Genomic DNA, 13,179 nt, shown 5'->3' with positions numbered 1-13,179 from the left:
CCGTGACGCGGGGGCTTCGTACGGGGTCACCCCGGAGCGAACGTGTCCACCGCCACGTCGAAGTACTCCTTCGCCTCCCGGACCTTCCCGACCGGCGCCGACACCCATACGTCGTACATCCGGCCGCTCTCGTCCCAGCACAGGTCGTAGGTGTGCCGCGGGCCCTCGGCCGCGGTGAAGCCGTCCCAGGTGAACTCCCACAGCGCCGCCGGGTTTCCGCGGTGCGAGGTCCCGGTGACCCGGCCGTCGTGGTAGCCCGGGTTGGTGGACGGCCCTTCGGCGTCCGAGCGCCGCATCACCGCGAGGGGGCCGCCCGCCGCGGGGTCCGCCACCTTGACGCCGAGGCGGAAGGTCCCTCCCGGCGACATGTAGAAGATCCGCTCGCCCTGGGGACTGCGGGTGAACCCGTCCGGTACGGCCAGCGAGAAACCGTTCGGATCCCGCACCAGCCGGTACCCGGAGGGCGCCCTGCGGGTGACCTCCGACGTCGCCGAGGCCGGCGTACGCGTCACCGTCACCGTGGGGGCGGGCGCGGCGGTGGACGGGAGCGTCGTCCCCCGGCTCGCCGACGTGCGCGCCGGCCCCGGGCCCGCCGGCGCTCCCCCGCCGTCGCCGCCGTCGCGCAGCAGCAGCGCCGCCGCCGAGACACCCGCGCCCGCCATGGCCGCGACCAGGGCTGCCGCCACGAACACGCCCCGCACGGACTGTCTGCCGGAGGCCTGCGCCACGGGCGCCTCCTGCGGGGATGGCGGGGCGCTGCGAGGCACGTCCCGCTGCGTCGGCGTGTACGCGACGGACGCCGCCGGTGTACGCCCGGTCTCCAGGAACTCCCGCAGCAGCCGCTCCGCCTCCGCCGCGTCCAGGCGCCGGTCGGGATCGCGTTCCAGCAGCCCCCGGATGACGGGCAGGATCGGCCCGGCCTGCTCGGGCGGGCGGATCTCGCCCGCGACCACCGCGTGCAGGATGCCGCCCAACGAATCGCGGCGGAACGGCGACTCGCCGCTCAGAGCCGTGCACAGCAGGGCCCCGAGGGACCACAGGTCGGACTCGGGCCCGGTCCGTTCGCCGGACATCCGTTCGGGCGCGGTGTACTCGGGAGACCCGACGAAGGCGCCGGTCTCGGTGAGCGTGGTGGCACCCGTGACCTGGGCGATGCCGAAGTCGGTGAGGACGACGCGGCCGGTGCCCGCCTCCATCAGGACGTTCGCGGGTTTCAGATCGCGGTGCAGCACGCCCGCCTCGTGCGCGCGGCGCAGCGCGCCGAGCAGGGCGATGCCGATGCGGGCGGCCTCCCGGGCGTCGACCGGGCCGCGGGCGGCGATGCGCTGGGCGAGCGAGCCGCCGACGATCAGCTCCATCACGATGTACGGGCGTTCGTCGTGCTCCACGACGTCGTGGACGACGATGATGTGCGGGTGCCGCAACCGCGCCACCGCACGCGCCTCGCGCAGGGTGCGCTCACGGTGCAGCCGGGCCTCCTCGGCGGACAGGGAGAGGTCGAGGACAAGCTCCTTGACGGCCACCTGCCGGTCGAGGAGTTCGTCGGACGCCCGCCAGACGACGCCCATGCCGCCGCGGCCGATCCGCTCCTGAAGCCGGTAACGCCCCGCTACGATCCAGCCGTTCTCCCCCTCGGTCCCCATGCGCCCCATCATGCCGCACCCGAGGAGGGCCTCCGGGACCGACGCCGCGACGGTGGCCGACAACCGACCCACCGGGGCTCACGAGCCGCGTACGACGGCCCGCCCGGGCCCGGCGCCCGTCAATCCGTAGGCGGACGCCACCCCCGCAGCACCGCCTGGAACCGCTGCCGCGTCGTCGTCCAGTCCGCCTCCGGGCCGGACATGTAGATGGCGTACTCGACGCCGTCGCGGGAGAAGTACGTCTCCTCGACGGCGTGGCGCGGCCCGGGGGCGGTCGTCGAGTCCTTCGCCAGCGCGGTCCAGGTGTACTCCCACAGGGAGCCCGGGCGGTCGCGGTAGATGTTCTTCCGCAGGACCACACGCTTGTAGTCGACCAGCCGGTGGAGCTGCTGCTCCAGATCGATCTGGTGGTCGTACGCGGTTTCGAAGTCGGGTGAGCTGTCGACAGCGATGCGGATGAAGTGCTCGCCGCCGTCGGGGGTGTAGTCGACCTGGTGGGTGGCCTCGTCGAACACCTTCCGCTTCCAGTCCTTGGAGGGCACGGCGAGGCTGAATCCGTAGGGGTCGCGGTGGCGCACCCAGCCGGCGGGAAGGTCGCCCGTCGCGTCGGCCTCCTGCGTTCCCTGGGCGCTGGGCACCGGGGACGGCGAAGCGGAGGAGGAGACGGACGCACCGGCCTGCCGGTCGCCCCCGTCCCACTTCTGCCACGCCACCGCGCCCCCCGCGCCGACGACCGCGGCCAGCGCGAGCACGAGCGCGGCCGTACGGGCCCGGTGCCGCTTGCGGGGCCGGGGTGCGGGCGGCATGGCCGGCTGGGGCACCGTGCCGCGGGCCGTCGCCGCCTCGCGCGCCTGCCGGGGGTGCGGCACGTTCCCGGTCGTGTCCCCGAACCCGCTCAGCTCGACGTGCTGCGTCGCCACGTACTCCTGTGCCGCCCTCGGCCGCCGTCCCTCGACCGCCTCGGCCAGCATCTGCTCCAGCCGCGACGCGTCGGGCCGCTCGCCTGGATCCTTGCGCAGCAGGCCCGAGATCACCGGTTCCAGGGCGCCCGCGAACCGCGGCTCCTCCGGCTCCTCGTCGACGACGGCCTGCATGGTGGTCAGCGGCGAGGTCCGCCGGAACGGCGACCTGCCCTCCACCGCCGTGTACAGCGTGGCGCCGAGCGCCCAGAGGTCGGAGGCCGGGCCCGGGTCGTGGCCGCGGACGCGCTCGGGCGCGAGGTAGTCGACCGAACCGACGATCTCTCCCGTGCGGGTGATGGTGGTGTCGCCCTCGACCTGCGCGATCCCGAAGTCGGTGAGCAGCACCCGCCCGTCGGCGGCGAGCAGGACGTTGCCGGGCTTCACGTCGCGGTGCAGCACGCCCGCGGAGTGTGCCGCGCGCAGTGCGCGCAGCACCCACAGCCCGATCCGCGCGGCTTCGGTGGGCTCGACCCGGCCGCGTTCCTTGACCGCGTCGGCCAGCGAGCCGCCCTCGACGAGCTCCATGACGATCCACGGCCGGTTGTCGTGCTCCAGGACGTCGTGCACCGTGACGACGGCCGAGTGGTTGATGCGCGCGGCGGCCCGTGCCTCGGCGTGGGTACGGGCGAGGAGTACGGCTCGGTCACTTTCCGTGACGTACAGTGCGGCCGTCAGTTCCTTGATGGCGACCGCCCGGTGCAGCACCTCGTCGTGGGCGCGCCACACCCGGCCCATGCCGCCGCTGCCGATCGAGTCGACGAGCCGGTAGCGGCCCGCGAGGAGCAGGCCCTGCATCTGATTCACGTTTCCCCGCAATGTTCTTGACGAGGTCACATTAAAGAGCGGTCCCCGTGCAGGGAACCGGCGGGGCCGTAACGGAGACCGCACTGTGACGGTTCTCCCTTCCCCGTACGGGACGGAACCACCGCACACTCAGCGCAATCGGACCACTGTGGGGCCCGGGATCGGTCAGTTCGTCACCCTGTAGGTCGCCTCCGCCTGTTCGAACAGCCGGGTGACCTCGTCGCGTTCCGCGTCGGGGCCGCGCACTTGGACCACGTGGTAGTGGCCGCCGACGAGGACGGCGAGGTTGCGCACGAACAGCTCCTGCCCGTTGCCGTTCGTCCAGGTGAACTGGCCCTCGGCCATGGTTCGTCCACCGACGTCGATGCGCCGCATCCCGCTGGAGGTGGCCCAGGTCGAGTCGCGGAACGGCTGCAGTTCGGGCTCCGACTCCCGCTGGTACCTCAGCGGGTCGCTGCCGTACCTGCCGGTGGTGTCGCGTCCGGGCACGACGATCAGCTGGAAGTCGCCCTGGGAGTAGACGACCTGACCCTGTGCATTCTTCGGCGTCCGGTCCCAGCCGTCGGCCACGGCGACGCTGAAGCCTTCGGGGTCCTTGCGCAGGGTGAACCCTTGGGCGACGTGGGTGCCGGTGACCTGCGTCTGCGGTGAGTCGGCCGGTTTCGAGGGGCTGGTGGAGCCGCCCTGCTGCGGCTGATCCGCGCCGTCCGTGTCCGACTGGTGCGGGGCGGGACTCGCCTCCCCGGCGGCGCCGGTGCGCTCCCCCGCCGCGCCGCTGCCGCCGCTGGTCCCGGCCTTCGGCATGAACGCCATCGCGTACGCGATCGCCGCGGCCAGCGCGAGCAGGATCAGCAGAAGAAGGGTGCGGCCGAGGCGGCGGGGCTGGGGACGGCCGTCCTTGGCCCGTTTGTGGCGGGCGTGGGTGGTCGCGGGCAGCCCGGCGCGCCTCCTGCGGACCAGTTCGCCCCGGCGTCGCACGATCGGCAGCCGGGCGGGGTCGACGGGCGGTGCCGCTATGACGTGCGCCCCCGCCTCCGGCTCGGGTGCGGACCGCACGAGGGAGCGCAACCAGCCGCGCAGCTCCTCGAAGTCGGGCCGCTCGGTCGGGTCCTGGCGCAGCAACGACTCCACGACCGGACGCAGCGGGCCGCACTCCTCGGCGAAGGCGGGCGGCTCGGAGCAGACGAGCTGCACCAGCTCGGCGGTGCTCTCTTCGGGGTAGGGCGCGTGCCCCTGGACGGCCCGGAACAGCAGCGCGCCCAGCGCCCACAGATCGGTCGCGGGGCCGATCGGCGGTGCCAGCTGCCAGTTCTCGTGCACGGGCCCGGCCTGTTCGGGCGCCCACCGCTCGGTGACCGGCCCGACCACGGCCATCCGGGCCTGCCGCGCCCGCTCGGCGGCGAGGGGGGTGGCGGGGCCGCGGTGGGACCAGGGGGTGGCGGAAGGGGGGAGCGCGGCCTTGTCGTACGTGCCGCTGCCGTTGCTCTGAGGCCCGGGTGCGGCGTCGGCGGTGGGGGCCGTGGGGCGGGGGACGGCGCCGTGCCAGGACGCCGTACGGCTCGTCCCGTACGGGTCGGCGATCCGGCCCGGGGGCGGGGTGTCGGGGCCGCCGCCCTGGCCGGACGGCGGCTGCGGCGGGGTGTCGGGGCCGGTCTCGGCCGGGCGGGGTGCGGGCAACGCCGTGTGGGTGCCGCGCTGTTCCCCCTGCACCCGTGCCGCGGCCCGGGCTCCGGCGCGGTAGGCCGCGATCGCCCCGGCCCGTGCCGCGCGTACGTCCTCCGCGGACTCCAGCGTGCGGGGTGCCACGGCGGGCAGACCGGCACCGGCCGGGCCCGCGCCCGGAGCGGCGCCGTTCGCCCGCGCCTCGATCGCTGCCCGCCGCGCGGCATCGGCGTCCACACCGCGCAGCGACCCGCCGGGCCCGAACGGGCCGCCGCCGGATCCACCGGGCCGGGGGACGGGCACCGGGGCCGTGGGGTCCCGGTCCGTCGTACCGGACTCCGGCTCCGGCTCCCGTGCCGGCACCGGGTCGTACCCGCACAGCGCCTCCTCGGCCGCTCCGGCGGCCAGGCCGGTCAGTATCACGCGGCCGTCCTCGCAGACGAGCACCGTGCGGGCGGTGATGTTGCGATGCACCCAGCCGTGGGCGTGCAGGACGCGCAACGCCATGAGGACGTCGGAGGCGACCTCGGCCGCGCGGTACGGCGTCAGCGGCTGCTCCGCGAGCAGCGCGGCGAGCGGGGTCGCGGCCACGAGTTCGCTCACGATCCACAGCGAGCCGCCCTCTGCGAACACGTCGAAGACCTGGTCGAGGCGTGGGTGGTCGGGTATCTGCGCGGCGGCCTGCGCGGCCTCGACGGCGCGCCGCACGGCCGGATCGGTGGGCCGGCGCGTGGCCGTCGTCCGGCCCGGACCACCGCCGGGGCCGCCGCGGCCGTCGCGTGCCACGAACCCCGCGGGCAGCCCGTCCGCGTCGAGCACCTCCGCCTCGACGACCTCGGGCAACGGCACCTGCCGTATCAGCACCTCCTGCCCGCTGTAGGTGTCGAAGGCCCGTGTCTCGGCGAACTCGTACTCGTCGGCGGGGGGCAGCGGCAGGCGGTAGCGGTCGGCGAGTACCCGTCCCGCATAGTCGTCCACGATGCCTCCCCCGGCCGCCCGGTCGGTCAAGTCCGTTCGCCCCGCGTCCTGTTCCGGATGCGTACGGTTCGCGATCCGTCCTTCACGATACGTGCCGGAGGCAACCCGCAACCCGGGGATGTCATATCTGCCCGCGACACGATCGGACGGAACGTCAGACGGACGCTTGGTACGTCACGACTTCGGCCGGAACGTCTGGGTCAGCGTATTCCAGGTGTTCTTGCGCAGGTCCCCGTTCCAGTCGTCCGCCTTCGCCGTGTACATCAGCCCGTACCCCAGGTGCGAGTTGACGACGAATCCGCGGTCGATCACCCGGTAGGTGGTGCCCGAGTCCACGTAGGTGAACTCCCAGTCGGCGGTGTTCCAGCCGCGGTAGTCCACCTCCTCGATAGCGATCCGGTGGTACTGGGGGCGCACCATGTAGCGCTCCTGGCTGTTCCAGTCCGCCACCGGGTCGTCCTTGGGCGTGGACGTCCAGGCGACCAGCAGCTTCTGCCCGTTCGGCCCGGTGAAGCGGTCGCCGGCGTCGTCCGACGACGCGTACTTCCAGCCGGCCGGCAGCCCGATCGAGTAGCCCTGCCCGCCCTTGTGCGTCGTCACCGCGGCTCCGCCGCCCGCCGCGCCGGAGGCCAACGCACTGGCGCTCGCGGCGGGCGTGCTGTCCGACGCGTTCTGCTGGTCCGATCCGTCCGTCGTGGTCGTGCCGTTGCTGCCACTGCCCGAGGGGGTCCCGCCACCGCCCTTGCCACCGCTGCCCTTGCCGCCGCCGGTGGTCACGGCGGGCTTGGTGGCGCCCTTCGAGCCGGTCTGCGAGCCGCCGTCCCCGCCCCACGGGATGAGCGCGAGCACGGTCCCCAGCACCGCGAGCACCACGACTACGGCGACGATCACCAGTGTCCGCTTGGGCACCACGTCGGTGAGCGGCGCCCGGGGCGGCGTCACCGGCCGTGGCGGCCGGTCCGGGTCCGGCACGATGGGCCACCCCGAACTCGGCTTCGCCGGACCGGAGTTCGATCCGACGGCAGCCGTGTGTGACCGTGCGTCCGCCGAGGCGGACCCCGCGCGTCCGGCGTCGGAGGCCCCGGTCGCGGGAGCGTCCACACGCTCGGCCACCGCGCCCTCGGCCACCTTGGCGGGGGCGGACCCCTTGGTCCGCGCGGCCGTCGCGGCACCGGCCGTCGCCGCGCCCGCCGATGCAGCCGCCTTGCGCACCGACCGCAGGGCCCCGCGCAGCCGATCCGCGGCCTCCTCGCCCCGCTTGGCCCCGGAGCCCGACGCGCGCTTCTCCTTCTCCTTGGATTCCTCCGGCACCGGCGGCAACGCCACGACCCGCGTCGCGTCCGCCGGCACCTCCTCCTCCGTATCGGGCGCGTGGATGACCTCGTTGAGCATCGCCCGCGCGCCCGCGTCGTCGAGCCGCTGCCCCGGGTCCTTGGTGAGCAGGCCGTAGATGACGTTCTTCAGCGGGCCGGCGTTCTTCGGCTCCTCGAGCGGCTCGGTCATCACCGCGGTCAGGGTGGCGATGGCCGACCCCTTGTCGTACGGCGGCACGCCCTCGACGGCCGCGTACAGCAGTCCGCCGAGCGACCACAGGTCCGCCGCCGGGCCGGGCTTGTGCCCGCGGGCCCGCTCCGGCGAGATGTAGGAGGGGGCGCCGACGAGCATGCCGGTGGAGGTGATGGACGGGTCGCCCTCGACCTGGGCGATGCCGAAGTCGGTGAGCACGACCCGGCCGTCCTCGTCGATCAGCACGTTCGACGGCTTCACGTCGCGGTGCAGGATGCCCTCACGGTGCGCGGCGCGCAGCACGTCGAGGATCGCGAGCCCGACCTCGGCGGCGCGCTTCGGTTCGAGCAGACCGTCCTCGCGGATGACTTCGGCGAGCGATTTGCCCTCGATCAGCTCCATGACGATCCAGGGCCGGTCGTCCTCGTGGACCACGTCGTAGACGGTCACCGCGCCGTTGTTGCGGATCCGGGCGATCGCCTTGGCCTCCCGCAGCGTGCGCGTGATGAGCCGGCGCTTCTCGTCCTCGTCGATGTTCGACGGGAACCTGAGCTCCTTGACGGCGACCGTACGCCCCAGGGTCTCGTCCTCGGCCCTCCACACCGTGCCCATGCCGCCGCGGCCGAGTACGTCCCCCAGCCGGTACCGCCCGGCGAGGAGACGTTCGCTCTTGTCCTGACGGGTTGTCCCCGCCCGCTCCGCCTCCGACATGCGTCCCCTCATGCAACCCGCCCTGACAGAGCCTCCATTGTCCCCCACGCGCGGACCGCCCCACGCCCAGGGTGCCCCTGATTCGACGGCTCCCCCCGGTCGGAGGACGCCCGGAGGCGGCGCACCGGGGCGGTGCGGCGGCCCGGGCGTGCGCCGGGCACCCGGATCGCGCCGATGTCGCACCCTGCCGCACCGCACCGCCACGGCCTGCCCGCCGGCGTCCCCGCACAGTGCTGTGACGCGCCTTCAGGCCGTACGTGTCACCCCCACACTGCCCGCACCCTTCCTCGCCCTTCCTCGCCCTGTCTACAAGGGGACTATGTCCGGCGCTCCCAGCCTCGCCGCGTCAGCCGTCAGGTCGTCGGGCTGCCGCTGGGACTCCCTCTCCGCCTGGACCCGTTTCTCGTAGTGCTCCACCTCGCGCTCGATCTGGTCGCCGTCCCAGCCGAGCACCGGCGCCATCAGTTCGGCCGCCTCCCGGGCGCTGCGCGCGCCGCGGTCGAACGTCTCGATCGAGATGCGGGTCCGCCGGGTCAGCACGTCGTCCAGGTGGCGCGCTCCCTCGTGCGACGCCGCATAGACGACCTCCGCGCGCAGGTAGTCGTCGGCCGCCTGCAGCGGTTCGCCCAGTGACGGGTCGTCGGCGATCAGGTCGAGCACTTCCTCCGCCAGCGAGCCGTAGCGGTTCAGCAGGTGTTCCACCCGCACGACGTGCAGCCCCGTGCGCGCCGCTGTGCGGGCCCGTGCGTTCCACAGCGCCCGGTAGCCCTCGGCGCCCAGCAGCGGGACGTCCTCGGTGACGCAGTCGGCGACCCGCCGGTCCAGGGCGTGCACCGCCTCGTCGACGGCGTCCTTGGCCATCACCCGGTACGTCGTGTACTTGCCGCCCGCCACGACCACCAGGCCGGGTACCGGGTGCGCCACGATGTGCTCGCGGGAGAGCTTGCTGGTCGCGTCCGACTCCCCGGCGAGCAGAGGCCGCAGGCCCGCGTACACGCCCTCCACGTCGTCGCGGGTGAGCGGTACCGCCAGGACGGAGTTCACGTGCTCCAGCAGGTAGTCGATGTCCGCGCTGGAGGCCGCCGGGTGCGCCTTGTCGAGGCTCCAGTCGGTGTCGGTCGTCCCGATGATCCAGTGCCGGCCCCAGGGGATGACGAAGAGGACCGACTTCTCGGTCCGCAGGATCAGGCCCGTCGTGGAGTTGACCCGGTCCTTCGGCACCACCAGATGGATGCCCTTGGACGCCCGCACGTGGAACTGGCCCCGCTCACCCACCATCGCCTGGGTGTCGTCGGTCCACACCCCCGTCGCGTTGACGACCTGCTGGGCGCGGATCTCGTACTCCCCGCCGGCCTCCACGTCCTGCACCCTCGCGCCGACGACCCGCTCGCCCTCCCGCAGGAAGCCGGTCACCCGCGCGCGGTTGGCGACCTTCGCGCCGTACCACGCGGCCGTGCGCACCAGCGTCGCGACGAAGCGGGCGTCGTCCATCTGCGCGTCGTAGTACTGCAACGCCCCGACCAGCGCGTCCTTCTTCAAGCAAGGGGCCACGCGCAGGGCGTGACGACGGCTCAGGTGACGGTGCAGCGGCAGGCCCCGGCCGTGGCCGCGGGCCATCGACATGGCGTCGTAGAGGGCGACGCCCGAGCCCGCGTACAGCCGCTCCCAGCCCTTGTGCTGGAGCGGATACAGGAACGGCACCGGCTTCACGAGATGGGGCGCCAGGCGCTCCAGCAGCAGCCCGCGCTCCTTCAGCGCCTCGCGCACGAGGGCGAAGTCCAGCATCTCCAGATAGCGCAGGCCGCCGTGTATGAGCTTGCTGGACCTGCTCGAGGTGCCCGACGCCCAGTCACGTGCCTCGACCAGGCCGGTGCACAGACCACGGGTGACGGAGTCCAGCGCGACGCCCGCACCGACCACACCGCCGCCCACGACCAGCACGTCCAGCTCGCGCTCGGCCATTCCCGCCAGTGACTCGGCGCGCTGCGCCGGCCCCAGTGCCGCTGTCCTCACCGCTGCCTCCCGCTCGGTCGCGCCGGCCGCACCCGTCAGTCAGGCGAAGCCCTGCTCCTTTCCCCCATGCCCAAAGTCTGACCGTGATGCCCGACTTCGGCCACCACGCGCCCACGGCCTGTGGACAACACTCACGGAAACGCCACCAGTCAATACCGCAAATCGGTCATATTTACTCTTAGTCTGACATTGCGCTCGCTCGTTCTGTCCACAGCGCTTGCGCACCTCTCCCACCTCGGCTATTGGGAAGGACGGCCCACGCCATGCCCGCAGATCTCGCCGTCATCGGACTCGGTCATCTCGGCCTGCCCCTGGCCCAGGCCGCCGTCGCCGCCGACATCTCCACGCTCGGCTACCGGACCGGCCCCGAGGCCGGTTCCCTCACCGCCGCCGAACTGCGCCGGATGCTCGCGCGGGGCTTCCGCCCGACCGCCAACCCCGCCGAGCTCGGCCGCGTCCGCACCGCCGTCATCTGCGCCCCCGCCCCGCGCGGCGCCGACGGCGGGCTCGACCTCACCCAGGTGGAGGCCGCCGCCCGCACTCTCGCCGCGCGGCTGCGCCCGCACACCACCGTGATCCTGGAGTCACCGGTGCCGCCGGGCACCACGGAGGGCTTCCTGCGCCCGCTCCTCGAAAAGACCTCCGGGCTGCGCGCCGGACGCGACTTCCACCTCGCGTACTCACCGAGCCGCGTCGACCCCGGCAACCGCGACTTCCACGTCGCCAACACCCCCAAGGTCATCGGCGGTCTCACCCCCGCCTGCACCGAGTCGGCCGCCACCTTCTACGGGCGCCTCACCGACAAGGTGGTACGGGCGCGCGGACCCCGCGAGGCGGAGACCGTGCAGGTGCTGGAGACGAACTACCGGCAGGTCAACATCGCCCTGGTCAACGAGATGGCGGTGCTCTGCCACGACCTCGGCGTCGACCTGTGGGACGTCATCCGCTGCGCGGAGTCCAAGCCGTTCGGCTTCCAGGCCTTCCGCCCCGGCCCCGGCGTGGGCGGCCACTCCGTGGCCCAGGACCTGTCGGGCACGGCCGGGCGCACCCTGCGGATGGTCGAACTGGCCCAGCAGGTCAACGGCCGTATGCCCCAGTACGTCGTCCAGCGCGCCGCCACCCTCCTGAACGAGCACGGCAAGTCGGCCCGCGGCGCCCGCGTCCTGCTGCTCGGCGTGACGTACAAGCCGGACGTCGCCGACCTGCACGGCTCCCCCGCTCAGGAGGTCGCGCTACGGCTGATGGAACTGGGCGCGTCCGTCAGCTACCACGACCCGTACGTCCCCGGGTGGAGCGTCCTCGACCGGCCGATCCCGCGCGCGGATTCCCTGTACGAGGCGGCGGCGGGGGCGGACCTGACGGTTCTGTTGCAACAGCACCGGACGTACGACCTTCAGGGGCTGTCGGTGAAAGCGCAGTTGTTGCTGGACACGCGGGGGGCCACGCCTACGGGGGCGGCGCACCGGTTGTGAAGGGGGCGCGTGCGGGTGGCTGAGACTCTGGGGCTGGTGGCGCGGCCGGCTCCGCCGCTACGGTACGGAACAGGTGGAGCCCGCAGCGGCCACTGCGGCAGGCTCCTGAAAAGTGATCGGAGTGTCCACCCCTAGCTCTCTTGGGGGTGGCCGCTGAACAGCCCTCCCCCGGCGTATCGGCCTCGAAGGCAACCGTGCGCCCCCGTCCCACCGCACGTGCCCCCACCTGCGAAAACGCACAGCGCATACGAAAAAGCCCGGTCCGCCCCGAAGGGTGAACCGGGCCCCTGAACGCCGTACGGCTACCGCCGGTGCTGCGAGTCCGCCACCGTCACCTCGACCCGCTGGAACTCCTTCAGCTCGCTGTACCCGGTCGTGGCCATCGCCCGCCGCAGCGCGCCGAAGAAGTTCATCGAGCCGTCCGGCGTGTGCGACGGGCCCGTGAGGACCTCCTCGATGGTGCCGACCGTGCCGAGGTCGACCTTCTTGCCGCGCGGCAGCTCCTCGTTCACGGCCTCCATGCCCCAGTGGTGGCCCTTGCCCGGGGCGTCGGTCGCACGCGCGAGCGGCGAACCCATCATCACCGCGTCCGCACCGCAGGCGATCGCCTTGGGCAGGTCACCGGACCAGCCGACGCCGCCGTCCGCGATCACGTGCACGTACCGGCCGCCGGACTCGTCCATGTAGTCGCGGCGGGCCGCCGCCACGTCCGCGACCGCCGTCGCCATGGGCACCTGGATGCCGAGCACGTTGCGCGTGGTGTGCGCGGCGCCGCCGCCGAAGCCGACCAGGACGCCCGCCGCGCCGGTGCGCATCAGGTGCAGGGCCGCGGTGTACGTGGCGCAGCCGCCGACGATCACGGGGACGTCGAGCTCGTAGATGAACTGCTTCAGGTTCAGCGGCTCGTGCGAGCCGGAGACGTGCTCCGCCGACACCGTGGTGCCGCGGATGACGAAGATGTCCACGCCCGCGTCGACGACCGCCTTGGAGAACTGCGCCGTGCGCTGAGGGGAGAGAGCGGCCGCGGTGACCACGCCCGAGTCGCGCACCTCCTTGATGCGCGCGCCGATCAGCTCCTCCTTGATGGGGGCCGCGTAGATCTCCTGAAGGCGCCGGGTCGCGGTGTCGGCCGGCAGCCCGGCGATCTCGTCGAGCAGCGGCTGCGGGTCCTCGTACCGCGTCCACAGGCCCTCGAGGTTCAGCACGCCGAGGCCGCCGAGCTCGCCGATGCGGATCGCGGTGGCCGGGGAGACGACGGAGTCCATGGGGGCGGCCAGGAACGGCAGCTCGAAGCGGTAGGCGTCGATCTGCCAGGCGATCGAGACCTCCTTCGGGTCCCGCGTACGGCGGCTGGGGACGACGGCGATGTCGTCGAAGGCGTACGCCCGGCGGCCGCGCTTGCCGCGCCCGATCTCGATCTCAGTCACG

Annotated in this window: 7 protein-coding genes; 1 reads left to right on the top strand and 6 read right to left on the bottom strand. The window is 73.3% G+C overall.

What is annotated here, in order from left to right:
• Positions 1-26 precede the first annotated feature (26 nt).
• The 5 genes from SY2F82_RS11380 to SY2F82_RS11360 all read right to left on the bottom strand — a co-directional run bounded on the left by SY2F82_RS11380 (position 27) and on the right by SY2F82_RS11360 (position 10,279).
• Entirely contained in the window at positions 27-1,643 is a 1,617-nt protein-coding gene (locus SY2F82_RS11380) for a serine/threonine-protein kinase (protein WP_200418876.1), read from the bottom strand.
• Positions 1,644-1,762: 119 nt separating this feature from the next.
• Positions 1,763-3,400 carry a serine/threonine-protein kinase gene (locus SY2F82_RS11375; RefSeq protein ID WP_200419415.1) on the bottom strand — a complete coding sequence of 546 codons (1,638 nt, stop codon included), beginning with the start codon at positions 3,398-3,400 and terminating at the stop codon, positions 1,763-1,765.
• A 174-nt stretch (positions 3,401-3,574) separates the two neighbouring features.
• Positions 3,575-6,049: a protein kinase gene (locus tag SY2F82_RS11370; RefSeq protein WP_200418875.1), complete on the bottom strand. Its 2,475-nt coding sequence runs from the start codon at positions 6,047-6,049 to the stop codon at positions 3,575-3,577.
• Positions 6,050-6,223: 174 nt separating this feature from the next.
• Positions 6,224-8,266 (bottom strand): serine/threonine-protein kinase, encoded by a 2,043-nt coding sequence (locus tag SY2F82_RS11365; RefSeq protein ID WP_200419414.1) that lies wholly within the window; start codon positions 8,264-8,266, stop codon positions 6,224-6,226.
• A 306-nt stretch (positions 8,267-8,572) separates the two neighbouring features.
• Positions 8,573-10,279, bottom strand: a complete 1,707-nt coding sequence (locus tag SY2F82_RS11360; protein WP_200418874.1) for a glycerol-3-phosphate dehydrogenase/oxidase — start codon at positions 10,277-10,279, stop codon at positions 8,573-8,575.
• A gap of 263 nt (positions 10,280-10,542) precedes the next feature.
• On the opposite strand from SY2F82_RS11360, the gene SY2F82_RS11355 reads away from it, so the two are divergent.
• Positions 10,543-11,751: a nucleotide sugar dehydrogenase gene (locus tag SY2F82_RS11355; RefSeq protein ID WP_200418873.1), complete on the top strand. Its 1,209-nt coding sequence runs from the start codon at positions 10,543-10,545 to the stop codon at positions 11,749-11,751.
• 302 nt (positions 11,752-12,053) lie between these two features.
• Here SY2F82_RS11355 and SY2F82_RS11350 read toward each other — a convergent pair whose 3' ends face one another.
• A complete protein-coding gene (locus SY2F82_RS11350; RefSeq protein WP_200418872.1) occupies positions 12,054-13,178 on the bottom strand; it encodes a GuaB3 family IMP dehydrogenase-related protein in 1,125 nt (374 codons plus the stop codon).
• Position 13,179 lies beyond the last annotated feature (1 nt).

It is taken from the genome of Streptomyces sp. Y2F8-2 (assembly GCF_014905555.1).
Taxonomy (GTDB): domain Bacteria; phylum Actinomycetota; class Actinomycetes; order Streptomycetales; family Streptomycetaceae; genus Streptomyces; species Streptomyces cynarae.
This window is presented reverse-complemented; position numbering and strand designations above follow the sequence as displayed.